The organism is Marinomonas pontica, assembly GCF_026191375.1.
GTDB lineage: Bacteria > Pseudomonadota > Gammaproteobacteria > Pseudomonadales > Marinomonadaceae > Marinomonas > Marinomonas pontica.
Window position 1 is genome coordinate 66421 of record NZ_JAODTL010000041.1, and the last position, 25713, is coordinate 92133.

At 45.7% G+C, this 25713-nt stretch carries 25 protein-coding genes; 14 read left to right on the forward strand and 11 right to left on the reverse strand.

The genetic code is table 11. From position 1 onward, the window contains the following. Positions 1-29: 29 nt before the first annotated feature. The 3 genes from N5P32_RS10530 to N5P32_RS10540 all read left to right on the forward strand — a co-directional run bounded on the left by N5P32_RS10530 (position 30) and on the right by N5P32_RS10540 (position 3491). Complete coding sequence (locus tag N5P32_RS10530) at positions 30-1022, forward strand: TRAP transporter substrate-binding protein (RefSeq protein ID WP_265729032.1); 993 nt, start codon at positions 30-32, stop codon at positions 1020-1022. A 161-nt stretch (positions 1023-1183) separates the two neighbouring features. Beyond that, complete coding sequence (locus tag N5P32_RS10535; RefSeq protein WP_265729033.1) at positions 1184-1861, forward strand: TRAP transporter small permease; 678 nt, start codon at positions 1184-1186, stop codon at positions 1859-1861. A gap of 16 nt (positions 1862-1877) precedes the next feature. Beyond that, the gene (locus N5P32_RS10540; RefSeq protein ID WP_265729034.1) at positions 1878-3491 is read left to right on the forward strand and encodes a TRAP transporter large permease; all 1614 of its coding nucleotides are present in this window, start codon (positions 1878-1880) and stop codon (positions 3489-3491) included. Between the two features lie 96 nt (positions 3492-3587). Here N5P32_RS10540 and N5P32_RS10545 read toward each other — a convergent pair whose 3' ends face one another. The 4 genes from N5P32_RS10545 to N5P32_RS10560 form a co-directional block, all read right to left on the reverse strand. Further along, positions 3588-4331, reverse strand: a complete 744-nt coding sequence (locus N5P32_RS10545) for a sulfite exporter TauE/SafE family protein (RefSeq protein ID WP_265729035.1) — start codon at positions 4329-4331, stop codon at positions 3588-3590. Between the two features lie 137 nt (positions 4332-4468). Further along, entirely contained in the window at positions 4469-5827 is a 1359-nt protein-coding gene (locus tag N5P32_RS10550; RefSeq protein ID WP_265729036.1) for a sigma-54-dependent transcriptional regulator, read from the reverse strand. Then, positions 5827-7554, reverse strand: a complete 1728-nt coding sequence (locus N5P32_RS10555) for a PAS domain-containing sensor histidine kinase (RefSeq protein WP_265729037.1) — start codon at positions 7552-7554, stop codon at positions 5827-5829. Before N5P32_RS10555 ends, N5P32_RS10550 begins: the two co-directional genes overlap by 1 nt. Continuing rightward, a complete protein-coding gene (locus N5P32_RS10560) occupies positions 7542-8111 on the reverse strand; it encodes a cache domain-containing protein (RefSeq protein WP_265729038.1) in 570 nt (189 codons plus the stop codon). The genes N5P32_RS10555 and N5P32_RS10560 overlap by 13 nt, the downstream gene beginning before the upstream one ends. A gap of 126 nt (positions 8112-8237) precedes the next feature. On the opposite strand from N5P32_RS10560, the gene N5P32_RS10565 reads away from it, so the two are divergent. Continuing rightward, a complete protein-coding gene (locus N5P32_RS10565; protein ID WP_265729039.1) occupies positions 8238-9590 on the forward strand; it encodes an FIST N-terminal domain-containing protein in 1353 nt (450 codons plus the stop codon). 46 nt (positions 9591-9636) lie between these two features. Next, positions 9637-10755 (forward strand): EAL domain-containing protein, encoded by a 1119-nt coding sequence (locus N5P32_RS10570; protein ID WP_265729040.1) that lies wholly within the window; start codon positions 9637-9639, stop codon positions 10753-10755. 22 nt (positions 10756-10777) lie between these two features. Here N5P32_RS10570 and epmA read toward each other — a convergent pair whose 3' ends face one another. Together epmA and N5P32_RS10580 are read right to left on the reverse strand one after the other, a co-directional pair. Next, positions 10778-11755 carry an EF-P lysine aminoacylase EpmA gene (epmA, locus tag N5P32_RS10575; protein WP_265729041.1) on the reverse strand — a complete coding sequence of 326 codons (978 nt, stop codon included), beginning with the start codon at positions 11753-11755 and terminating at the stop codon, positions 10778-10780. A gap of 224 nt (positions 11756-11979) precedes the next feature. Then, positions 11980-12708: an SDR family oxidoreductase gene (locus tag N5P32_RS10580; protein ID WP_265729042.1), complete on the reverse strand. Its 729-nt coding sequence runs from the start codon at positions 12706-12708 to the stop codon at positions 11980-11982. A 258-nt stretch (positions 12709-12966) separates the two neighbouring features. Between N5P32_RS10580 and N5P32_RS10585 the strand changes: the two genes are divergently transcribed. Continuing rightward, positions 12967-13407, forward strand: coding sequence for a DoxX family protein (locus tag N5P32_RS10585; protein ID WP_265729043.1), 441 nt, complete (start codon positions 12967-12969; stop codon positions 13405-13407). Positions 13408-13494: 87 nt separating this feature from the next. Here N5P32_RS10585 and N5P32_RS10590 read toward each other — a convergent pair whose 3' ends face one another. Both N5P32_RS10590 and efp read right to left on the reverse strand, forming a co-directional pair. Further along, positions 13495-15165, reverse strand: a complete 1671-nt coding sequence (locus N5P32_RS10590; RefSeq protein WP_265729044.1) for a sensor domain-containing diguanylate cyclase — start codon at positions 15163-15165, stop codon at positions 13495-13497. A 144-nt stretch (positions 15166-15309) separates the two neighbouring features. Further along, positions 15310-15885: an elongation factor P gene (gene efp, locus N5P32_RS10595; RefSeq protein WP_265729045.1), complete on the reverse strand. Its 576-nt coding sequence runs from the start codon at positions 15883-15885 to the stop codon at positions 15310-15312. 187 nt (positions 15886-16072) lie between these two features. Between efp and N5P32_RS10600 the strand changes: the two genes are divergently transcribed. Then, positions 16073-16849, forward strand: coding sequence for a KamA family radical SAM protein (locus N5P32_RS10600; RefSeq protein ID WP_265729046.1), 777 nt, complete (start codon positions 16073-16075; stop codon positions 16847-16849). After that, positions 16846-17097, forward strand: coding sequence for a hypothetical protein (locus tag N5P32_RS10605; RefSeq protein WP_265729047.1), 252 nt, complete (start codon positions 16846-16848; stop codon positions 17095-17097). The genes N5P32_RS10600 and N5P32_RS10605 overlap by 4 nt, the downstream gene beginning before the upstream one ends. A 41-nt stretch (positions 17098-17138) precedes the next feature. On the opposite strand, the gene N5P32_RS10610 is transcribed toward N5P32_RS10605, so the two are convergent. Further along, entirely contained in the window at positions 17139-18452 is a 1314-nt protein-coding gene (locus N5P32_RS10610) for a ribonuclease J (RefSeq protein WP_265729048.1), read from the reverse strand. 191 nt (positions 18453-18643) lie between these two features. Between N5P32_RS10610 and N5P32_RS10615 the strand changes: the two genes are divergently transcribed. The 3 genes from N5P32_RS10615 to N5P32_RS10625 all read left to right on the forward strand — a co-directional run bounded on the left by N5P32_RS10615 (position 18644) and on the right by N5P32_RS10625 (position 21242). Continuing rightward, positions 18644-19510: a hypothetical protein gene (locus N5P32_RS10615; RefSeq protein ID WP_265729049.1), complete on the forward strand. Its 867-nt coding sequence runs from the start codon at positions 18644-18646 to the stop codon at positions 19508-19510. A gap of 127 nt (positions 19511-19637) precedes the next feature. Further along, positions 19638-20114: an NYN domain-containing protein gene (locus N5P32_RS10620; protein ID WP_265729050.1), complete on the forward strand. Its 477-nt coding sequence runs from the start codon at positions 19638-19640 to the stop codon at positions 20112-20114. 132 nt (positions 20115-20246) lie between these two features. After that, complete coding sequence (locus tag N5P32_RS10625; RefSeq protein ID WP_265729051.1) at positions 20247-21242, forward strand: GGDEF domain-containing protein; 996 nt, start codon at positions 20247-20249, stop codon at positions 21240-21242. A gap of 53 nt (positions 21243-21295) precedes the next feature. Here N5P32_RS10625 and N5P32_RS10630 read toward each other — a convergent pair whose 3' ends face one another. Continuing rightward, positions 21296-21517: a VF530 family protein gene (locus N5P32_RS10630; protein ID WP_265729052.1), complete on the reverse strand. Its 222-nt coding sequence runs from the start codon at positions 21515-21517 to the stop codon at positions 21296-21298. 184 nt (positions 21518-21701) lie between these two features. On the opposite strand from N5P32_RS10630, the gene N5P32_RS10635 reads away from it, so the two are divergent. Both N5P32_RS10635 and N5P32_RS10640 read left to right on the forward strand, forming a co-directional pair. Beyond that, positions 21702-21989 (forward strand): HlyU family transcriptional regulator, encoded by a 288-nt coding sequence (locus N5P32_RS10635; protein WP_265729053.1) that lies wholly within the window; start codon positions 21702-21704, stop codon positions 21987-21989. A gap of 18 nt (positions 21990-22007) precedes the next feature. Then, positions 22008-23024, forward strand: a complete 1017-nt coding sequence (locus N5P32_RS10640) for an alpha/beta hydrolase (protein ID WP_265729054.1) — start codon at positions 22008-22010, stop codon at positions 23022-23024. On the opposite strand, the gene N5P32_RS10645 is transcribed toward N5P32_RS10640, so the two are convergent. Continuing rightward, a complete protein-coding gene (locus tag N5P32_RS10645) occupies positions 23021-23854 on the reverse strand; it encodes an SDR family NAD(P)-dependent oxidoreductase (protein ID WP_265729055.1) in 834 nt (277 codons plus the stop codon). The genes N5P32_RS10640 and N5P32_RS10645 overlap by 4 nt on opposite strands. A gap of 156 nt (positions 23855-24010) precedes the next feature. On the opposite strand from N5P32_RS10645, the gene N5P32_RS10650 reads away from it, so the two are divergent. Next, the gene (locus tag N5P32_RS10650) at positions 24011-25633 is read left to right on the forward strand and encodes a methyl-accepting chemotaxis protein (protein ID WP_265729056.1); all 1623 of its coding nucleotides are present in this window, start codon (positions 24011-24013) and stop codon (positions 25631-25633) included. Positions 25634-25713 lie beyond the last annotated feature (80 nt).

Consider the following 25713-nt stretch of genomic DNA (forward strand, 5'->3'; position numbering starts at 1 on the left):
AATAATTCAGTTTTTGGAGTCTTATAAAAATGAAAAAAATCAGCTTAGCTCTTACATCTCTAGCACTTACTCTTTCTGCTGGCACAGCGATTGCGAACTGTGACCCAGGTGAGCGTGTTGTTAAATTCAGCCACGTAACAGGCGGTACTACTCACCCTAAAGTGGTTGCGGCAAATAACTTTGCAGAACGTGTAAACACAGAAATGAATGGCAAATTGTGTGTTGAAGTTTTCCCTAACTCCACACTATTTGGTGATTCAAAAGAACTTGAAGCCCTACTACTAGGTGATGTTCAACTACTTGCTCCATCATTGTCTAAATTCGGTTCTTACACAGACAAATATGGCGTATTCGATCTTCCTTTCATCTTTAAAGACATGGATCACGCGATCCGTTTCACCAAAACACCTGAAGGTAAAAAACTTCTTACAGAGATGGATGAATACGCAGGTTTTGTTGGTCTAGGATACTGGATGTCTGGCATGAAATATTTCTCTGCCAACAAACCTCTTTTGGTTCCTAGTGATGCGAAAGGTTTGAAATTCCGCGTACAAACGTCTGACGTTGCTAAGCAAATGATCGCAGCGATGGGCGCATCTCCTCAAGCAATGGCATTCTCTGAAGTATACGGTGCCTTGCAAACTGGCGTTGTAGATGGTCAAGAAAATACGTGGTCAAACATCTACACGAAAAAATTCTACGAAGTACAAGACAGCACAACAGAAACGAACCACCAATTGTTGGCTTACTTATTCATGACATCGTCTGAATTTTTGAAGAGCCTATCTCCAGAAGACCGTGCTCAGTTCACTCAAATTGCGGATGAAGTTACTCAAGCAGCTAACTTGAACGTAAAAGCAGCAGAAGCGGCTAACCGTGAAAACATCCTAAAAGCCGGCGGCAAAATCAATACGCTGTCACCAGCTCAGCGCCAAGAATGGGTGGACACTATGAAACCCGTTTGGAAGCAATTTGAAAGCTACATCGGTAAAGATTTGATTGACGCTGCTGCCGGCGCTTAATCACTCTACTACCCAGCAGTGAGCTGACCTTAGCAGGTCAGCTCTTGTGATTTCCCCTGTGCTCACTTGATAACGGCCTGATGTTGGCCAACCTCAGACACAGATGACACCACTAAGCTGCTTTTTACTCTGTTCTGGTCCACTTAGTTAAGGAGACCCCCATGGCACTTTGGCCGCATCTTTACTTACTTATTTTCATCATTATTCTTTGGGTGCTGGAAAAACGCTTCCCAAAAGTCATGGAACGAGCGGAAGAAAACCTGTTAATCATCGTTATTTCTTCCATCATGGCGGTATCGTTTGGACAGGTTATCGCACGTTACGGCTTTAACACAGGCTGGGACGCCGCACTCGAATTTAATACCGTTGCCTTTTCATGGTTGATCCTTTTGGGCATGAGCTACGGTATCAAAACGGGCCTTCATCTTGGCGTCGACATTGTGCTTAACGCCGTTCCAAAACGCATCACAAAAGCCTTGTCTTTATTTGGTGCGGCGGCGGCCATGCTATACGGTCTGATCCTGCTCGATTCCACTTGGTTGGCGATGTTGGGTGTCGACGTTAGTGGTGGCGCAATCGAATATTGGTTAAAAATGTTCAAAATCGGCATAGGCTCTGAAGAATTGCGTTACCCAGAATTTGTTCAAGAAATGTTTGGTTTACGTCCACGCGTCCATCGTTGGATTGTGTTGGTTATTCTGCCAATCAGTTTGGCTCTACTTTCTTACCGATCTCTGCAAGCCTTTATTGATATCGCACGTGGCAAACGTGACATGTTGATCAGTGGTCATGAAGCGCAAGATCTTGTTAAAGAAAATCAAAACGTCTTGAAAGACTAGGCGTAGGAGCTTAATTATGGAATCAATCATTCTATTTTCACTGGTTATTGTCCTGCTATTTATTGGCTTGCCAGTGGGTATCTCGTTGGGCTTATCGTCCATCTTGTTTATTACTTTTTTCTCACATGACTCTTTGTCATCGGTTGCTATTTCTCTGTTTGGGGCGGGTCAGCACTATACGCTGTTGGCTATCCCGTTTTTCATTATCGCTTCGTCTTATATGTCGACAGGCGGCGTAGCGAAACGTTTGATTAATTTCGCGATTGCCAGTGTTGGTCATTTCCGTGGTGGCTTAGCGATGGCGTCTGTGTTGGCGTGTATGATGTTTGCGGCCTTGTCTGGATCGTCTCCAGCAACAGTGGTTGCCATCGGCACTATCGCCATTGCGGGTATGACTCAAGTAGGTTATTCAAAAGAATTCGCCGCAGGCATCATTGCTAACGCGGGTACATTGGGTATTTTGATCCCACCATCCATCGTAATGGTAGTGTATGCGGCGTCCGTAGACGTGTCTGTTGGTCGTATGTTCTTGGCTGGGGTTATTCCTGGCTTGATGGCTGGCGGTATGTTGATGTTGGCCATCTATGTGGTAGCGCGTATCAAAAAGCTACCAGCGGAAGAATGGAAAGGCTTTGGCAATCTAATTCGTGGTGGTAAAGAAGCGGGCTGGGGCTTGTTCCTAGTTGTGATCATCATGGGTGGTATTTACGGTGGTGTGTTCACGCCAACAGAAGCGGCGGTGGTTGCGGCGGTTTACTCTATGTTCATCGCACTGTTTGTTTACCGTGACATGGGCCCGTTAAAAGGCCAAACATGGACAAACGACAACGACGCACCTCATGCGCGTGTTGGCTTTAACGGTACCGTTTATGGCGTGTCATTCTTCCTAGTGTGGGAAATCATGTCGTTCTTCATGTTCGCTGACAGCGAAACAGTGACAGGCGGCGATCGTGCTACTTGGGGTGCGATCATGTCCGTTGCCTTGGCGATCTTCTACGTTTACAAACGTTCTAGCAAACTAGAACAATCGATTGGCGCTTGTTTGACGGCGGGCATGCCAATTTGGGGTCGTAACTTATCTATGATGCTTCGTGGTTTCTTCCCATCTTTGTTTGGCGAAGAGTCTCGCAAAGTTATGTTGGAAGGCACAAAAACCACCATCATGCTGATGTTTATCATCGCCAACGCTTTGTTGTTTGCGCATACATTATCGGCAGAGCGCATTCCACAAATGATCACCGAGTGGATGCTTGGTGTCGGCTTTAACTGGTTTACGTTCCTAATCGCTGTCAACATCTTGCTGTTGATCGGTGGTCAGTTCATGGAACCATCTGGTCTATTGGTTATCGTTGCCCCTGTGGTGTTCCCAATCGCAATGGAGTTGGGCGTTGACCCGATTCACCTAGGTATCATCATGGTGGTAAACATGGAAATCGGTATGATCACACCACCGATTGGTTTGAACCTGTTCGTAACGTCCGGCATCACCGGTATGAGCTTGGCGCGTGTGGTAAAAGCCGCCATGCCATTCGTACTCGTATTGATGGTGTTCTTGGTGATGGTGACTTACATCCCTGCATTGTCTACCGCATTGCCTTACAGCATCATGGGACCAGAGATCGTTCAATAACGGTCTCATTTACCCAAACTGTAAGCAGAAAATTTATAGAGTTTAGCGCCCTTCGGGGCGTTTTTTTTGCGCTCGACTCTGCAGATGTCCTTCAAACTACAGCAATACAATCGCTTGCCAAATCAAGCGCAGCGCCATGATGGTCAATACAATGTTAAAGATCCGATGAAAATGACGATCTGGCATACGTTTCAGCAATCTAAGACCCACCCAAGTTCCTAGCGCACCACTCAACACCATACAAAACAATAACGGCAGCCAAGCGCCTAAAGGAAAACCTGCCGCTTCAAACACGGTTACTTTTAAAACATGTTGCAATGACATGGCCGTGGCAAACGTGGCAACGGTGCGAAATCGATCCGCATGAATCTGTTTTACAAATGCCGCGACCAAAGGCCCTGTCGCTCCAGCAAACAAGGTGATAAATGTCGTAACGGCTCCCGCTATGACGGTTCCCCATGTGCCTAAAATCATTTTGGGTAATGTTGGCCCCCAGCATAAATACAAAATAAACAAAGCAATGGTGAGATACATAATCGCCGGTGGTAAAGCCACCAAGACAAAGCTACCAATAAAGGCTCCCAGCAGTGCACCAGGCAAGAAAGCCGCAATCAGCTTCCAATCGATATGTCGCCAGCTCATCGCCGCTCTGCCTGCGTTTGAACCCAACTGAGCAACACCATGCAACGGAATAATCAACTGAGGCGGTAGCACTTGCGCCATCACACCCAATAGCATCACACCACCGCCAGCACCAAAGCTCGCGGTGAAAAAAGACGTGAGCCCTGACACAACCACCAACAAGACGACAATGTGCGGGGAAACTTGCTCAAATAGCACAGAAAAAAGGTCATAGGCACCGATTTCGTAAGGAGGGAAACAAGGGAGAATAGCAAAATGGGCAGTAAAAATCTTAGCCTGCCCATTCTTATCAGTGATACAGAAAATTAGGAGTTAAAAAGAGACTATTTAGGCAATTACTGCTTATAAAGGTCTTTATCCAAATCATACTTACGCATTTTGTCGTAAAGCGTCTTACGCGGTAAGCCAAGCGCGTCCATGGTGTCTTTAATAGACCCTTTTTGACGCAACAACTCCTGCTCTAACAGCGTTTTCTCAAAGCGCTCCATTTGCTCAGGCAATGTCATGACCCCTGGGTTATTTTCATTGATAATGATTTGATCAAATTCAAAAGACCCCGCTTCCCCCATTAGGACATAACGTTCCGCAAGGTTTCGCAGCTCACGCACATTGCCCGGCCAGTCGTAGCTCAATAAACTGTGCATTCGCGCCGCAGACAATGGTTCAGATTCACGCTTGTACTGAGCAATAGCCACCAAACAAAAGTGCTGCCACAGCAATGAGATATCGTCTTTTCTCTCTCGCAATGGTGGAATATCCACACGTACAACGTTAAGCCGATAATACAAATCTTCGCGGAAAGTACCGCCTTCACTTAGCTGTTTCAGATCAACTTTGGTCGCGGCCAAAATCCGTAAATCCAAGTCGATGGCCGTGTTAGACCCCAAACGCTCCAAGCGTCGCTCTTCTAACACTCGCAATAAACGAATTTGCATCGACATGGGCATGCTTTCTATTTCATCTAAAAATAGCGTGCCACCGTTCGCGTGTTCGAGCTTACCGATCCGTTGCGTTTTAGCATCGGTAAACGCGCCTTTTTCATGACCAAACAGCTCAGATTCCATGATCGAATCAGGCACCGCGCCGCAGTTAATCGCCACAAAAGCATGACCACGCCGGGAACTGTGTTCGTGAATATAACGGGCCACCAGCTCTTTACCGGTTCCCGTTTCACCTTGAATCAGAATATCTGCAGCGGTGTCCGCCACATGCAACAAAGCCTGACGTAAACGATGAATACCCGGTGTGTTGCCAATGATACGAGGCCCCGGAGCGTTTTGCGCAGCCAACTCTAGACGTAAATTGCGGTTTTCAAGGGTTAAGCGGCGTTTCTCTGAGGCTCGACGAACCACCTCTATAAAGTCTTCATTCGAGAACGGCTTTTCAATAAAGTCATACGCGCCGTCACGAATCGCACTCACCGCCATGCTAATGTCACCGTGCCCCGTGATCAGAATGAACGGAATTTCTGCATCAATTTTTTTGACGTCTTCAAACAGCTCTAAACCACTTTTGCCGGGTAAGTTAATATCGCTCACAATCACCCCAGACCAATCCAGTGACAATTGCTCAATCACACCTTGAGCGGTTGCAAACTCAGTCACATCAAAATCTTCAAGTTGCAATGTCTGAGAAATCGCGATGCGAACCGCTTGTTCATCATCGATCAATAAAACTTGCTTGCTGTCCGGCATTAAGATTCCTCTTTGGCAATAATGCTTTGCGGGCTAAATCGGGGTAGCCTAACACAAAATTCTGCACCCCCAGAGTCTCGATTTTGCGCACTGATCTGTCCGCCCATCGCTTCAACGATACGCTGACTAATAGACAAGCCCAATCCCAATCCTAAACCAGAAGATTTGGAGGTAAAAAAAGGTTCAAATAAATGTTTGGTGGCTTCTTCGCTCAAACCATTACCCGTATCTTGGACACTGATAATAATTTGCGCGTCCGTTGCTTTTTGCTCTATTAAGACCCGACGCTCGTTCGTGGCGTCTTCCGCTATCGCATCCGCCGCATTGGCCAACAAATTCACCAACACCTGTTCCAAAAAGACCATGTCACCATTCACAATAAAGCCCAAATCCTCCCCGACTATGAGCTCAATATTGGCCTCTTTATAGCGTGGGCTCATAATCTTTAGAGCACCCACAATGGCCGTCTGCACTGCAATTGGCCCCTGCTGCACATCCCCTTTTCGAGCAAATACCTTGAAGCGAGCAATAATATCACCCATGTGGTGACCAAGCTGGCTAATGTGTTGCAGATTCGCATGGGCTTGCTCATATTGCCCACGGTCTAAAAATTTCAATCCATTTCCGGCAAACGCTCGGATCGCCGTTAAAGGTTGGTTTAACTCATGATTCAGCCCCGCACTAAGCTGCCCTAACACAGCCAATTTAGCAGTTTGTATGAGCTCGCGCTGCGTGCCTTTGTGCTCTTCAATTTCTTGGCGTAATCGCGTGTTGGCACCTTGCAGCTCAACGGTACGTTCTTTGACTCGCTCTTCTAGATCAATACGCGCTTGGGTGATGTCTTGTTCGTAACGTTTCCGCTCAGTCATGTCATGAAAGGTCACCAAATAACTGCGTCGATTAGGCAGCTGCATCTCACACAAGGTCATTTCTACCGGTACTGATTGATTTGAATAACACAAATGCCCCTCACGAGTGAGAACCTTAATGCCTAAATCACTTGCGGCGTCCAAAAAATCATCCTGAGAAGTTGTGATAACTGAACTTTGTTCATCGGGTTGAAACAAGGTATCCAATGTCTGTCCCACCAGTGGTGCCAGTGGTTGCCCCACCAGCTTTTCAACCGCCGGATTAAAGGATTCTATTTTGTGATGCTCATCCAATGTCACCAAGCCCGCTTGTGTGTTTTGAATCACTTCGCGAATGTAGGCTTGATTGTGTCGCGTCATTTCATTGGCATCAGAACGCTCTCGTAGCATTCGGCTTCGTAACATAGCCAAGCCAAAAAGCAACGCTGTGATGGTCACACCGCCAGCAAAAATAGCGCGCCATAGGGAAATCTCTTCATTAATGGTTTTTAGTGGCGCCAATATCGAAATTTTGAAATCCAATAAACGAATCGGGCGACTCATACGCAAAAATGACATTCGCTGTAACTCTTCGGTGCCATTAGTCATGGTGTTTTCTAACACGTCGATGATCTGAGATTTTTCATCAAACGGTTTTTGATAGACGATCGCCAGCTTTTCAATGGATTGTCCAAAATAGCGTTGTGAATCGGCAATGCGTTGCAATTCCAAATGAGACAATTCTCCTAGCACGCGATACAGCCAATTCGGGCGAGAACTGCTGAACACAATGCCATCGGGATCAAGTAATAAAAATTCATAATGCTGATTCGCAAAGCGTTTTTCAAACTGTGTCAGATCCACTTTTACAACGGCCACACCAATAATGGAATCGCCTTCATAAACAGGATAGGAAAATAATACCCGCGCCGATTCGACGTGGTGCCCAGCGCATAATAACGCCCCGGCTTGCCCCGAATGGCGTCTTTAAAATAGGGGCGAAAGGCGAAATTACGGCCGACAAAACTGGCCTCTTCACGGTAATTAGACGCCGCAATGGTCAACCCTTCCATATTTAAAATGTAGCTGTCTGAGGCTTCAGTAATGCGGTTGATTTGCTCAAGCTCGCGATTCAACTGATTAATATCCGATTCAAAGCCATCGCGCAGTGCTTTTCTGACCCGATCGTTGGACGCCAATAACGTCGGCATGTGCTGATATTTGGCAATGGCGCTTTCTAACACGCTGGCAAGCTGGTTTAACTGCTCAAAGGAATCAATGCGTAACGCTTTAATTTGCTGGTTTCGTAACGCTTCTCCGCCCTTCCAAATAGACAGCGACGTGATGATAAACACCACCACATACAGCCAAAACACATGTTTTTTAATGCGGTTTATATCGAAAAATTTGACGTTCAAACGGCCACGCTCACTCAAGTAATGATCCTGCAGAAGGGACAGACTAAATGTGTGTCTTGGATTGAATTCATGTGCGCTTTAAGGCATCTTTGAAGGATACGCAAAACTGTGCACGTTTTATGAATTTTATTAAATAGGATAAAAATGCATTCCATCAGTATACATTGTCAATCGATTGATGATCTCATTCAAAAACTGGAAGGAATACAGCCGCCCGACCTTATCCAACTATACGGCACCTTTTCGATTAAAGAAGCCAAACCATGGGCAATATATTTAACACAGTGCTTTCCAGACGCGTGCCGTATTGGTATGGCAAGCCAGCGACACATCTCAAACGGCCAAGTCAAAAATGATGGCGCCACGCTGATTTTATCCTATTTCAAACGCAGTCACCTGACTTATAACACTGTCCCTTACGACGACCAAAAAATTGAACGATCAGGTCAGCAGTTGTTCGCGCCTTTTCTTGCCAGTGATGAAAAAAACCAAGCCAGTGCTTACATTGTACTGGCCGATACCAAAGACGCCATTCAAGATGACTTTTTCCGCGTCTCCCAAGAAAACGACTTAACCATCAGTGGTGGACGAGCAGGCCTATTCGAACCAGGCAATAGCTGGGTGCTGTGCCAAGAAAACTTATACCAAAATCAATCTGTTGCTGTGGGCATCATTGGTGAATATTTAACGCAGCAGCGCGATGTCTTTGTCGACAATATCGCCATAGGTCGTCGAATGTTGGTCACCGCCAGCGAAGGCAAAGTCATTAAACAAATCGACCATTTGCCTGCTCAGCAAATTTATCAACGCTATTTGTCCAATGGCGAACGCATCAGTCTGACACTTGCCAACCGATTCGCACTGACAACCGTACACAATAACGTAGAAATAAACGCGGTTCCGCTCAGCTGGGAAGGCGACGGCGGCATCTTAATGAGCGAAGCCATACCAGAGGGCGCATACGTTAAATTTCTCTATTTTCACCCCGCTCAGTCGCTCTACTCTATCGTTCCTAAGATTCAGCACCTCAATGAACAACTGCCTGAAAGCATTTTTGTGTTCAATTGCATCAGCCGCGAAGACTTTCTGGAAGAAAAACCAACCGATAAACTCAGCATGCTTAATCAAGTGCTGCCATTGCATGGAACCTACTGTTTTGGAGAGTTCTTTTCGACTCAATTTGGCACAAGAATCATGCAACATGCGCTCACTTATTTGGCAGTTCATGAATCTGGCTGCGGCCTAAAACGAGAAGCGGAGCCGATCCAGCTTCCGGATGAACGCGACTCTTTAGCCCCCATGTTCAACCTAATTGGTAATGCATTCCAAGAACTGGAACAAGAACACGCTTCTTTTGGCTACTCCTGCGCTAACCCAGACACCAACAACGATTGGCTACACGATCTCGCAAACCGGGTTACTGAATCGTTTTTCATTACTGGGGCGCTTGACCAATCATCAAGACATCGCCCACCTTGTGGTTATGCGCATTCGTAATTTCTGATTAATCAATCAACAATATGGCTACAACGCCGCAGACGATTTGTTTGCCCAATTAGCCCATTATTTAAAACGTCGTCTGGGCACCAACTCTGTGGGCATTGAATTTACCTGTTATCGCCTGTCAGCCAACGAAATCGCCGTGTCGATTCACAGTCAGATTGCACCGAATAAAATTCTTCGATTGTTTCGCAATTTAGCCGAAGACATCGAAAACGAAGAATTCTCCACCATGAAAAAAGTGGAGCATTTGCTCACACTAAGCTTGTCTGTTGGTATGGCGTCGGTGCTTGATCAAAATGGTCGTGCGCTTTGCGATCAATCGCATTTGCTGATCAAAGCCAGCGAAGCAAGACGCTATGCGCAAATGAATAATCAACCCATTTATTGGAATGGCGACCTGCCTGATAATGCCTCCACCGAAGAAAATTTGGATTGGATTTTAAAGATTCGTAAAGCGCTAGAAAACGATGACATTTTCGCCTACTTCCAACCTTACTATGACAGCAAAACAGGAGAAGAAATCGGCGCAGAAGCGCTGCTCAGAGCACGCATCGATGGGCAAATCGTCAGTCCAGCGTTCTTTTTAGACTTGATAAAACAAACGCAATTGTACTCAAAAATTACTCTAACCATGCTCGCAAAGTGCGAACGTATTCTTAACACTTATCCTAAGGTAAACGTCGCCTTAAACTTATCTGTATTGGACTTTAAACATTACGCCACGTTAAAAGCCCTGCGCCAGTTTTTTGCACGCAACAAGGTAAATGGGCGTTTGACACTGGAAATCACCGAATCCGAATCCATCCAAGACTACGATTGGATCAGCCCAATTATTAATGAATTCAGAGAAGCTGGTGCGCTATTGGCCATAGACGATTTTGGGGCAGGCTATTCTAACTTAGAAAAACTCATCGCATTGAACCCAGACATTCTCAAGCTGGATGGCTGCATTATCAAAACCATTGATAAAGACGAAAAACTGCAAAAGTTAGTACAACATACCAACAACCTTGCGCATTCTCTGGGAATAAAAACCCAAGCCGAATTTGTACACAACGACGCCGTCAAACAACACTTAATAGACTTGAAAATAGATTACTTACAAGGGTATCACTTATCCGAACCACTCAGCGAAACCGAGTGGCTTGAACGTCATTAAACACACACATCGCTTTCTTTGCTTATGCCCGCGCATGAGCAAAGGGCAGAACCTCAGTAATGTGTGTTTTATGACACAACAGCATGAGTAGACGATCAACGCCTAATGCCACCCCAGCGCAATCGGGCAGTCCACTTTGTAATGCGCTAATTAGTCGTTCATCAAACTGCCGATTCGACAAACGCATTTCCTGACGTGTTCGCTTATCTTCGGCAAAGCGTCTTGCTTGCTCCTTAGCATCCGTCAATTCATGATAGCCGTTCGCCAGCTCCATGCCTTGCCAATACAACTCGAAACGCGACGCCACCAGCAAGCCATGCTCATCGACAACTGTTTTTGCTAGGGCTGCCTGAGACGCGGGGTAACTGTGAATAAAACAAGGGGTGTATTGACCAATAGCAGGCTCAACTACACTAGAAAAAAGTAACTCAAGCAAGGTATCGCGATCATCTTCCTGCAAGCCGTATTCTGTGTGTTCATGAGCACATTCTTGTAACTGGAACAATGTCGCAGTGAAAGGATCAAGTCCGGTATGACGTAAAAACGCCATTTGATAACTGAGTCGCTCGCACGTCAACGTCTCGTCATTTAACAGCACCGACAGCAACTGTTGAATCTCATCCATCAATTGCCAATGATCAAATCCCACGCGATACCACTCCAGCATGGTAAATTCGATGCTATGGCGGCGGCCAATTTCCTCGGCTCGGAACACTTTTCCCAACTGATAAATAGAACCAGAGCCTGCGCATAACAAACGCTTCATAGCGAACTCTGGAGAGGTTTGAAGGTAATACGTCAGGTCTTCACCTTGGGAACGCGTCTGACTGGTTAATACTTCAATATGTGGATCAGTAATACTGCCCAGAGACAGACACTGAGTATCCACCTCCATCACCTCACGCGAATCGAAAAAAGCGCGAATGGCTTTCAGTAACTGCGCACGCTTTTGTAAAATCGAAAGGTCCGCACTGGGTTGCCACAAAGAAGCGTCGTACATAAAAAACACTCTGAAAAATAAAGTGCATCATAACAAATACAAGGTCACAAATTTACTGCGAAGAACACTATTTTCATCTCCCGCCATGCCAAACGTAGGCGTGAACACTAAATCAATGTCATGCTTGATTTTCAGATCATTTTGACAAACCTAAGCCGAAAAACACTGTTGATAAACACAGTACTTATCAACAGTGTTTATCAACAGCCAAGTAAACAGCTCCGCTATAAATCGAACTGCGATGGCAACATCACCACATCTCGAATCGTTACATGGCGAGGACGCGTTAGCATGAAAATGAGAGCGTCAGCCACATCGCTGGCTTCCATCAAGCTGCCTTTTGCCTTGGCTTCTGCCAGTTTTTCCGCAGGCCAATCAGATAACAAAGAGGTAATAACTGGGCCAGGAGACACCGAGCCGACACGAATACCATGCTTGCTGACTTGTCTACGTACCGTTTGCACAAAACAATTCATCGCCCATTTTGAAGACGCGTAAACCGGCTCCCAAGGCGTTGGAAAATGCCCTGCTAACGAACTGGTGATTAAAATATCACCCACGCCTCGTTCAATCATATGCGGCAACACATCGCGCACGTTTTTAATGACCACGTTGATATTCAGATTCAACATGCGATCTATGGCGTCGTTATCGGCATCGACTAAATCACCGCCCACATACAAACCTGCATTCGCGTGAAAAATATCGATCACCTTGGTTTTCTCTAAAATACGCGGAACCAAAGCGGAGCAAGCCGCAGGATCAAGCAAATCTGCCGCAAGCGTCACGACGTTATCGCCATGTTGTTTTTGCAATGCATTAAGCGCCGCTTCATCACGGTCAACAATGACAACGGTTGCGCCTTCGGCCAACATGCCTTCCACGCTGGCCAACCCAATTCCAGAGGCGCCACCCGTTACTACGGCTACTTTTCCAATTAATGCGTTAGACATGCGTTACCTACTTATTGTTATTGATGGATAAATTTTCAGATGAAACACGCTACCACTCTATGATGAAAAAATTCTGCTACTTTTTTGCGCATAACTGATCTTAAACAAAGGCCGCCGCCAGAACACCACGCTTGCCTGTGCTTTTTTATTGTTCAGTTTTTTTGATCATTTACCTCAAAATCCTCCGTTACTTAATTGTTTTTTTTAGCGGTATAGTTCGCTCATCGTAAACAACCTCTATTTAGGCAAGGAAATACTATGAACTCTCTAATTCAAACAATCACTAAAACAACGTCTGGCGTGGCAAGTACGATTTTGCGCATTCCGGTTGGCTTGATTCTTATGGCGCATGGTGCGCAAAAACTGTTCGGCATGTTTGGCGGATATGGTTTGGAAGGCACTGGGCAATTTATGGCGTCACTTGGCTTAGAACCAGGTTACTTGATGGCTCTGCTCGCTGGCAGTGCAGAATTTTTCGGTGGTTTGGCTCTGGTGATTGGTTTACTCGTGCGCCCGGCCTCTGCAGTTATTGCCTTTACTATGGTCATGGCTATTTTCTCTGTGCACATTTCAAACGGATTATTCATGGCTAACAATGGCTATGAATACGCGCTAACCCTTTTGATCGTTGCCATGTCGTTGGTATTCAGCGGTGCTGGCGCGCTATCTGTTGATAAAGCCCTATCCAGCAAGCACTAATCGAACTGGCATTGTCCTGTTCTTTCAACACCTCGCGGCAAATGTCGCGAGGTGTTGAAATCAAACCTGTGGGTCTTACAAAGCTGGTTAGGTACTCAAAATTACCTGATTGCGTCCTTGCTCTTTTGCTTTGTATAAGGCCGCATCCGCACGATTAAGCACTTGCTCATAATGCTCATCACTTGCCTTGCACATAGCTACACCAAAGCTCGCCGTGACAAACAAAGCCTCGTGCATGTCGGTTGATTCCACTCTCTGACGAAGCCGTTCCGCCATGTCGTGTGCCGTTTTTTCCTTAACATTTGGCATCAGTACAGTAAACTCTTCGCCACCAAAACGAGCAACCATACCAGCGTCACCAATAACGTCGACCAATATTGTCGCCATTTTTTTAAGCACTTTATCGCCTATTGAATGTCCGTAGTGATCATTTATTTTTTTAAAATGATCAGCGTCCACCATGATGACAGCAAATTCATGATGTGACTCTCGAACGGATTGATACTCTTTCTGTAAGGCTTCATCTAATGCTAAACGATTAAACACCTGTGTCAGTGGGTCTTGGCGGACGATGGCCTTTAAAGATTGATTACTGGCTTCTAATTGCGCGGTTCGTGCCTGAACCTTGGCCTCTAAAGTCACGTTTAATTGCAATAATGTTTGCTCGCGGTCCAATAACGATGACATCATTTCCTGTAATGAGCGACTCAAGCTGGTGACTTCATTTAAGTGGCTGTCATCTTGGAAAGTTACGTGACGATCCCCTTGCTGAATCCGCTTTGCCGTTCTGGCTAATCGCTCTAAAGGAAGACTTAGTGAACTGGCCAGCCGATAGGCCAGCAACATACAAAACAGCGTAGATATTCCCCCTAATATCAACAACAGACGATGCACTTCCCTCACAGATTGCATCGCAATATCAGCGGGTTGTCGCACCACAATACGCCAGCCTAATTGAGTAGATTGCGGAGAAACCACTGTCACAAGACTGGTAAGGTAATTTTCATTGTCAGACCAAACAACAGATTCGAACTGACCACTGTTAGGCAGAGTGTTAGGCACATCCATCTCACCCACATAATTGTCTGGGTAAATGATTTCTTGGTTATTATCGATGATAAAAATATCCACCGACGCTCCGTTAAACTCATTATTAAAAGACGAAGCAAGCACCTCTTTCACCCACGCCCAATCAGCATGAGTCGCCACAACACCTTTTAGCACTCCGTCTTTCCCAATCACCGGCGCAGCAAAGTCCACAAACCGAATAGGCATGCCGTCTTTGGGTTTCGGCAATAACTTTTCGAGCAAAAGTGCTTTATGAACATCGCCGATATAAGCACCAGAATGGCTGTGGATAAACCAAGGGCGCTGACTAACATCCGCGCCTTTCAAAACCCCATCACCTGACGCCAACACAATGCCATTTTCATCAGCAAACCCAATCCAAGCATAATGTTTGTAAGAGTTTTTGATTTGATCAATGGTTTCTTGCAGCCCGCTGAGATCTTGGCCCTCATAAAGAGAAAGGCGTTTGCTCAATAGAACAATTTCCCGTTCACGTTCAATAAGGCTCGCTGTCAGCATATTTGACACCGATTGACTGATGCTAACCAATGACTCGCCACTGGCTGCCGAAAGTCGAGTGGAGGCAACATGATAGAGATAAGTAACAAGTACCAAACTAAGAGACAACAACAGGCCACCGGTTAATAAAGTAATGCGGCTGCGAAATGTATTAACCCCTTTGAACACCATGAAAGAGACCTGCTATGACGTATTATAAATAATTATAGAATAAGCAATAAATCGTGCCTTATACAGACAATTCTCCAACAAAAAAGGCCCTCGATAGTCTCCTATCGAGGGCCCTTCAATTTACTCGGTACGTTGTCTCAGGAATTATTTACCTGTTGCACGAGAAACGTATTCGCCAGTACGAGTATCAACACGCAGCACTTCGCCGATATTAATAAACAGTGGTACACGAACCATAGCACCCGTTACCAAGAAAGCAGGCTTAGAGCCGCCGTTCGCCGTATCGCCTTTTACACCTGGATCGGTTTCTTTTACTTCAAGTTCAATGAAGTTAGGGGCTGCAACCGCCAATGGCGCGCCGTTGTATAATGTTACAACGTATTTTTCTTGCTCTTTTAGCCACTTAATCGTGTCGCCAACAGCCGTTTCATCCGCTGCGTGTTGTTCAAAAGAACCATCCACAGCCATGAAGTGCCAGAATTCACCGTCGGTGTACAAGTACTCCATGTCGGTGTCCATTACGTCAGCAGATTCAAGCGTATCGCCCGATTTAAAAGTACGCTCCCACACTCGTCCAGAACGTAGGTTACGTAGCTTAATGCGGTTAAAGGCTTGGCCTTTACCTGGTTTAACATGTTCGTTATCGATAATCGAACATGGATCACCGTCAACCATTACTTTCGCGCCGCTGCGCATATCGCTGGTAGAAATATTAGCCATACATCCTCACAGTATATTTTTAGAGAAAAGGCTCTGACTGGCGTATCATGTCAGTCCCAAGATCTCTGCAAACTCTTTTTCACTTCCTGATACACAGTAGAAAAGAGCGTTTGCAAAGATCTCTGAGAGCCATCGGCCAAGTAGGCCAAAATAAGTTGGCGCAATCATAACCCAAATGAACACAATTTTGCAGATATTTGACGTGATCCCTATTCATACTAAGAACAATTTAAGCTGGTCGCAACACCTGTCGCAGGCCATCACCTCGTTACCCGAACTGGTTGAGCATTTAGGCTTGCCAAAAAGTCTCGCTCAACAAGGCGCAGAAGCGCATCAGAGCTTCAAATTGTTGGTGCCGCGCCCTTATTTGTCTCGCATTGAATATGGCAATCCAAACGATCCGCTGCTGTTGCAAGTTTTACCCAGCCTCTCAGAAATGCAAAAAGTCGTGGGCTACACAAAGGATCCGCTAGAAGAAGCTGACCACAATCCGCAAAAAGCCATCGTACATAAATACAAACGCCGTTTATTGGTGATCACCACAGGCACTTGCGCGGTAAATTGTCGCTATTGCTTCCGTCGTCATTTTCCTTATGGCGAAAATCAACTGGCGCAAGCCGAGTGGGAATCGGTAATCGACTATCTAAAAGCCCACCCAGACGTCAACGAAGTGATCTTGAGCGGTGGCGACCCTTTGATGATGAAAGACAGCTTGCTCGCCGATAAGCTCCATAAACTGGAGGCCTTGCCGCAAATTAAACGCCTACGCATTCATTCACGTTTGCCTGTGGTGATTCCAGATCGCGTTTGCGACGACATGCTAACGTGGATCACAGCCAGTCGCCTCGACATCGTCATGGTGTGGCACATTAATCATGCCAATGAAGTGGACGCAAATCTGGCTCAAGCGGCTGACAAACTAAAAAAGCGGGCGTCACCTTGCTTAACCAAGGGGTACTATTGAAAGGCGTTAACGACTCGGTAGAAGCCCAAGTCAACTTGAGCGAGGCCGTTTTCGATGCCGGCATTTTGCCGTACTACATGTTCACTTTAGATCCGGTAGACGGCGCGGCGCATTTTGATATTTCTATCGAAGATGCTCAACGCTTGATGGGAAAAGTGGCTGCGGAATTACCAGGGTATTTAGTGCCAAGGCTAGCCAAGGAAATCCCTGGCAAGCCTGCGAAAAGTGTCTTCGCTCCGACTTTTTAGAACGAATAAACTTTAGTAAGAATGTACTTTATTCACTGTCTTTACCTAAGCAGTGCAATCCGCCCCACTTTTACTTGCTGACGTCGAATGCTCACGTTAGGCGCCAGCTGGTATAAGTCGCCATTGCGTCCAACAAGCTGGCTTGGTACATGGCTCTGTTTCGCCACTTCAGCGTGAGCATCTAAATGCTGAGGTTCGCCATGAACGGGAATGGCCAGTTGAGGCTGAACCCAAGTATAAAGCTGCTTGAGTTCTTCACGGCAGGGATGACCACTCACATGAATGGTTAAATCGGTGTCATGAGCTTGCAAGGTGCGGATTTTTCGACCTTTAAATTGCTCGACCAATCTGTCGATGGCTTGCTCATTGCCCGGAATTCGCATGGAACTGAAAATCACCAAATCATCGGCTTCCAGACTTAGATCAAAGCAATTGTCTGCGGCGAGTCGGTTCAAGGTCGCCCTTGGTTCGCCTTGGCTTCCCGTCACCACCGCCAGCACTTCTTCTCTTGGTAAGTAACCAAGATGTGCGGCATCAATAACCGGCAAATCATCAGGCCAATGCCCAGTTACTCGAGCCGCACTGACCATGTTGGTAAGCGATCGTCCGATCAAAGCAAGATAACGACCGGTTTCTTTTGCCACCTGTCCCAATGCAATTAGGCGTGCAACATTGCTGCTGAAACAGCCGACAACAACACGATTTTTTTCGGCTTCAATGGTGGTTAATAAGCCCTGATAACAGTCGCTTTCAGACGGCGAAAAACCCTCTTTTAATGCATTGGTGGAATCACACACCATGGCGAGAATGTTTTCTTTGGCTAACGCTTGAAAGGCGGCAGGAGAAAAACCATCACCTAAGATGGGTTTTTTATCGATTTTCCAATCGCCGGTATGAAAAATTCGCCCTGCTGGCGTGTCGATGGTCATCGCATACGGTTCTGGAACCGAGTGCGTCAATTCCAACCATTTGACATTAAACACACCGATTTTTTTGGTTTCGTTTTCTTTTACTTCGATAATAGGCACTTGATCGGTTAAGCCGACCTGAACCAACTTACGACGCAGCACTTCGGCGGTAAACGCCGTGGTATAGACAGGGCATTTAAAACGTCGCCACAAAAATGGCAATGCGCCCACATGATCTTCATGAGCATGAGTAATAACGATGCCAGCCAAACGCTCTTTTTGCTCACTAATAAAACGTGGATCAGCGCAGACAATCTCAGACGTACGCAGGTCATCAGGCGTTAATGGCTCATTAAAAGAAACGCCGCAATCCACCATCAACCACTGGCCATCGTGGCCATACAAGTTCATGTTCATGCCAATTTCGCCAGTGCCACCGAGAGGCAAAAACCATAAATCCTCTTGCGAGGGAATCAAAGATGAAATAACCCACTCCTTGTGATGATCAGCAGTAACCTCTGCCGTATTGTGTCTATGGTACGCATTTTCCGTTAATATCCCAGCTTACACTGAAAATAGAGAGGCAAAAGGCCTTTTCTTCTTTTTATTCCCCGTTTTATTAGTCTTGGAATCAAGCCGTGATCACGACAAACAAATTTCAGGCCTTACTTGGTAAAGCCGTCAGCTACTTCATTTTATTATCTTGTTTGGCCATTTTAATGATCTACCTTGTGCAACGGTTTGGCGGAGACTACGCCGAGCAAAAAATCAAAGAACAATTGGAACGGTCCGGCCTCGCCCCGTTTGTGCACTACGAAAACATTCACCTCGACCCATTCACTCTGACGCCTTCTCTAGAAAACGTCATTGTTGGCGATCAAAGCGCACCTTGGTTGCGTTTTGCTCGAATTTCACTCAACAACTATTTAATCAACTACCCTAACCTGAGTGTGGACTTTTGGATTCAAGAAAGCCCAATCAATAGCCTGTCCCGTGATACGGGTCGCTTAATGCGTGCCGCTGGAATAGACACATTGCTAGGCAAAGGGTCTTTTTCATCCAACGTTGATGGTGAATCAGTAACGTCCCAATTCAAGCTCGACATCAAAGACCTTGGCAAACTGACCGTGGCTTCACACATTAATCTGCTGGATCAGGCGATCGACATGGCCGATTTACGAGCCGACATACTTGCCTCACTCGCACTGGGTCAACCTGAAGCGTTAGCCATAATTTATGGGGACACCATTGAGTTAAATTCGTTAAACGTTCAATACCAAGACACGGGATTATTCACCCACTTGTTCCCGCACTCGACAATGTCTCAAGATTCACAGAACAGTCACCTAACTGGGTTAAAGTTCGCAAGCCAAGCATTTGGGCTAGCACCCGCGGATTCAAGCGAAGCGGATCACATTGCTAAAACAGTACTGACGTTTTTGAATAACCCAAATCAATTGTCACTGTCCATGTCTCCCTCTCCAGCAATAAGTCTAAAAAATTGACCTTATTAGCGAACGAAGGTTCCCTATACCAAGGCACAACAATGCGCATCGCAAACGATTAACGCCATTTCTTTTCATTACGAATGCTTGTACCGTGGTGTTTTTTCAGAAGATGACTAGGAAAGGCATGAAAAATGTGACTATTTTGGTAGATGTTCAAAATGTCTATTACACCACCAGACAAGCGTTCGGCCGTTCATTTGATTACAACACCTTTTGGAAACAAGCGACGGAAGGCCGTAATGTGATCAAAGCCATTGCGTATGCCATCGACAGAGGCGATGAAAAACAACGACAATTCCAAAATATCCTTCGTGCCATTGGCCTGGAAGTGAAATTAAAGCCTTTTATTCAGCGCTCGGACGGTTCAGCAAAGGGCGACTGGGATGTGGGTATTGCGATTGATGGTATCGAATACGGTAAAGGCAGCGATGTGCTTGTGCTGCTTTCAGGTGACGGCGATTTCGATATTCTCGCCAAAACATTGAGGGAGAAATATCAAACCCAAGTCGAGGTATATGGTGTCGAATCCCTTACTGCGCAATCATTAATCAATGCGGCGGACAGTTTCTTTCCCGTCGATAACAAATTGTTACTAAAATAAATACAACTTGGCTATATTTTTAAGAGAGAATGTGAAAATCAATGTTTTCATATTTACTTCACAGACAAATAAAAAGCCAATGATAAGCCACAAAAACCCGCAACTGATAGACGCCAGAGTAACCTTGCATAAGTGGCTGAGCCTCGCTACGGCGATTATTGTCTTTTTTTCTCTTTGTTAAATATTGTGGCACTCAATCAGCCCTCTTTGGGTTTTGTTGAAGGCGGGTTTGGTCTGCTTAATTTGTATTTTTATCACCAAGCTCAACAGGGCAAAATGCAAAGTTGGCACAGCCACATCTTAATCGCCTCTCTCACCATTACTATTTCGTATGCCGTTTATACTGCGGATTTAAGAGCGGGATCGGCCTATTGGCTGCTTGTTTTACCACCACTGTACTGCCTTCTCACCGGCTCTAAGCGAGGGCTTTTTTATACCATTGCGCTCTCTTTACCCGCCATCGCCATTTTATTTATAAAATCCGACCCCGAAAATTATCTCGGCTATCGCTCGGTTATCAATTTTGTGCTCGCGTACTTTTTGTCGTATGTCATTTGCTACTTATACGAAAATCAATACACAACAAGAGACATCACATTACAAAAAATGGCGTTCCAAGACCCGTTAACGGGCGCAAAGAACCGTCATGCGTTAAAGCTGTTTTTTGAAGAATTTAATAAGAAACCAATAGATCCTTTTTTGGGAGAGCCCCAAGAAACGCACTTATTGATTGTCGATATTGATTATTTTAAAAGCGTAAATGATGAATTTGGCCATGATGTAGGAGACTCGGTTCTAATCGAAATCACTGAGCTATTGCACTACTACACGGACAACGACCAAGTGTACCGGATCGGCGGAGAAGAATTTCTCATTGTCTTGCAGAAACACGATGGCAAACAAGCCTTTAGCTTTGCAGAAACAATTCGAAGAAACATTGAGAACTCGGTGTTTCGCTACCATCAGCAGAACATAAAAATCACAGTGAGCATCGGCATCGCCCAACTCAATAAAGGCCAAACATTCAAAGAGTTCTTCAAAGTCGCTGACAAAAACCTATACTCTGCGAAAAACAAAGGACGTAATTTGGTGCATCATGACACCATGAACATTAGCGAAGCGATGTAAACCAAGACGATGTAAATCGACGCAACGCCATTCAATACAGGCTCATTGCATTATTAATGGACAAATGTGTCTAAAAACAATGCCTCAACCTTGTCTCTCGCCCAAGGCGTTTTTCGCAAAAATTTCAGGCTGGATTTAACAGACGGATCGCTCTTGAAGCAATTTATATTGATGCGAATCGACAACTCTTCCCAACCATAATGCTCTACTAGGTCTGTGACAATTTTTTCCAGCTTTATCCCATGCAAAGGGTTGTTTACTTGCGTTCCACTCATTTCTATTTACCTTGTTATGTACATTCATAATTTTTCGCAGTATACAGTAAAAGCCCTTGCCACCCTGAGACATAATCCAACTTCTAGAATAATTCTGCGCAGAAAGAACAGAAATCATTCAATGATGTTTGACTAATAAGACAAATCCCCGAAAAATAGTCAAAAACATTAGGAGAAAACTCTCATGGGTATTTTATCTAGCCTAAAAGGGCTATTTGCCGGCACAGAAAGCGCACCAGAAAAAGCAGAAGACACCGTGGAATACAAAGGTTTTTCTATTATTCCAGCCCCAATGAAAGACGGCGGCCAATATCGCGTCGCGGCGAGCATCACCAAAGGCGAAGGAGACGAACTCAAAACGCACAATTTCATTCGATCCGATTTAATGCCAAACCGTGATGAATGCATTGAAATCACACTTCGTAAAGCCAAGCTCACCATAGATCAACTTGGTGACACTATTTTCAATTAATTGAACGAGAAGATCACAATGAGCGCACCGATAGGACAACACTGGAAACAAATAGATGATTGTGAAGACCTATTAGGTGCCGATTTTCGAGCTCGCACCTATGCATTTCCAGGCCCGAAAACCCAAGTTTGCACCACCCTAGTTCATCATATTGGCAACCCTGACAGCACAAAAGCCATCTTGTATGTACACGGTTACACCGATTATTTTTTTCAAACGGGATTAGCCGAACATTTTGTGCGTCTTGGCTACCGTTTTTATGCAGTAGACCTTCAAGGCTACGGTCGCTCTATTCGCCCATCCACGCCACCAAACTGGTGTGAATCCATAGAACAATATGGGCAAGATTTAGACATCGCTTTAGCCACCATGAAACAAGACGGCGTGAACGATGTTGTCATTTTAGGACACTCCACTGGGGGACTGGTCGTCTCAACCTATTTGGCGCAACCCTATGCTTTACCTGAACGAGAAAGCCATTACCAAAAGCCTTTTCCAAATATTCTTGGCTTGATGTTGAACAGCCCGTTTCTGGCTTTGCCTTTCCCACCCACAGTGTTGAACCGAATAAACTGGCCGATACGAGCCATCGTGTCTTTATTGCCCTTTTGGTATATGCGCGCCAAAAAAATCACCCTTTACGCTAAAACCTTGCATTGTGTTTTTGGTGGCGAATGGGACTACCGATTAGATTGGAAACCGGCTCAAGGGTTTGATTTGTCCTTTCATTGGCTTAGAGAGATCATTTCGGCGCAGCACAATTTAGTAAAACAACACCTAACGATTCCTACCCTACTTTGCCATTCGAACATCAGCACTATTGGCAAAGAAACCATCGAAGAAACCCAACAAGGGGACGGTGTTTTGGACATAGAAAGCATGCAAGACGCTGCCCACAAAATATTCAGAAACCTAACCAAAGTGTCTATCGCACAAGGGTTCCATGATTTGTATCTGTCTCATCAGACAGCGCGTGACGCCTATTTATCGGCCATGACGGATTGGTTAGACGAGCAAACAAAGGCGCTAACTTAAGCGCCTTGACGTCGCATTACCCAATCCAACAAAACCGTTGGTAATACACGCTTCATGATCACTGCGGCGTATGTTGGCAGAGTCACATAATACCGTGCTCTTGGGCGAGTGGATTCCAAAGCATGGATGAGCTTTTCAACCACCGCGCTGGCAGGCAGAGTCTGCGAGGAAGCGACGCCCTCTTTGCTCAAGCGAGTAATGGCTTCAGCATAACCCTTTTGATGACGACTGTTTTCCATATCAATATTGTCTTGTAGCGCAAGCAAAGCATTAGCACGAAAACGACTTTCAATTGGACCAGGCTCAATAAGGCTGACCTTAATCGGCGTATCAGACAACTCCAAGCGCAAGGTGTCCGTTAAACCTTCCAATGCAAACTTACTGGCGTTGTAAGCACCACGAAATGGCGCCGCGACCAACCCTAATACAGAGCTGTTATTAACAATACGTCCAAAACCTTGAGCCAGCATGATTTTCAAAACTTTCGTCGTCAACTCATGCGTACCAAAGAAATTGCATTCAAACTGAGCTCGTAACGCGTCAACGGGCAAATCTTCCACAGCCCCCGGTTGGCCATAAGCACCGTTATTAAACAAAGCAAACAACTGACCATTAGTCATTGCCAGCGTTTCTTCAAGGCCTCGTGAAATAGAAGCCGAATCCGCTAAATCCAAACACACCACATGCTTAATGCCCTGCGCTTTTAGCGCCTCAACATCTTCTTGTTGGCGACAACTGGCAACGACAAGAAAATCACGCTCTTGAAGCATTTTGGCTGCCTCTAGACCAATCCCCGACGAACACCCTGTAATGAGAATAGAATATTGCATAGCGGCTCCTTTGAAGAAAAAACATCGTGCTTTGGATGGTACCAAAATGTCGCACAAAGTGCCTTTCTATTGATTTCGATCACAATATAAACAGCCACTCCAGCCCATAATCCCTGCTTATAAAACACACACAATTTTCTGTTAAAGGGATGTCACATGAAACTCAGCTCAATTAAAGTCAGTCATAAACTGTGGGGGCTTATTATCGTTTTAGTCGCCTTACTGGTCACCTTTAGTGCAACCACCTACCGCGAACTGTACGCTGAGTTATTACAAGCCCGTCAATTGCAAGTCAAAGAACAGGTGGATAACGCCTACTCACTGGTTGCCTTCTACGCAGACCAAGCGGATACGATCGGCGAAGACAACGCCAAACAGTCGGCACTCGCCGCCTTATCTGCATTACGCTTTGGCGAGGACGGGTACTTCTGGGTAAATGACATGCAAACCAAACTCCTTATGCACCCATTCAAACCACAAAATGCCGGCAAAGACATGTCTAATACAACGGATGCAAAAGGCCAATTTCATTGGAAAAATATGGTCTCTGTGGTGAAACAGCAAGGCGAAGGCTATGTTGAATACGCCTACAAAGGCCCTCAAGTAAGCCAACCAGAAGACAAAGTATCCTATGTTAAAGGCTACCAACCATGGGGCTGGGTGATTGGCAGCGGAGTTTTATACAGCAGTGTCACCGACATATTCTGGAAGTCGATTACCCAATCAGCCATCATTGAAATGTCATTGATAATGCTCGCCATGATTGGAAGCATTTTGATTGTTCGCAACATCACGCAGCCATTAAAAACCGTAACAGAACACCTACAACATATTTCTAATGGCAACCTAACCAAACACATCGATATGCAACGTGCTGATGAGATTGGCATCTTGGCCAATGCGGCCAATCGAGTATCCAGTTCCCTAAACGACACGCTACTCGAAGTCGACCACGCCATCACAGAGTTGCAAGCCGTGTGTGTTCAAATGCAAGGCAACAGCCTCAATACCCAAAAAGGCATGGATCACCAATTCCAAGAAGTCGAACTGTTGGCCACCGCCATGAATGAAATGTCTTATTCTATTAAAGACGTTGCACAACATGCCAAAGACACGGCGGACGCCACTCAAACGGTTCAAACCATTACCCGTCAAAGCAGTCAAGACCTTGATGCCACCAACATCGACATTCAGAGCTTAACCACGCACATTGAAGGAGCCAACGACGTCATCATTAAACTACTAGAGCAAACAGGCGATATCGATTCCGTGCTGGGGGTGATTGGCGATATTTCAGAACAAACCAATTTGCTCGCACTCAACGCCGCCATTGAAGCCGCTCGCGCAGGTGAATTGGGTCGTGGCTTTGCGGTAGTTGCAGACGAAGTACGCTCACTGGCCAGCCGAACTCAAGGCTCTACCGTCGAAATCCGCGCAATTATTGAAAAGCTACAACATCAATCAAAAGAAGCATCTACTTCCATGGCCACCAGCACAGAACAAGCGGAACGCGGTGCCGGCCGAATGCATGTGGCCGCTGAAAACCTCAAAAACATGCTGATTCAAGTCGATGACGTGTCCGCAAGAAGCTTACAAATCGCCTCCGCAGCAGAGCAGCAAGGCGCCGTGGCCGAAGAGATCAATCACAACTTGATGGGCATTCGTGAAGTGTCTGAAAAAGTATTGGAAGACTCTCAACAAGTGTCCGAAGGCAGCACCATGATCGCCAAAATGACCGACGAGCTAAGTAAGAAAATCAAACAGTTCCAGTTTGCTTGAGAGCCTTTCTATCCTGTAACAAGAGGTGAGCTAAGCACTCATCTCTTTTTCGTTTAAGCTCGCTGCGGTTAAAAACGTAA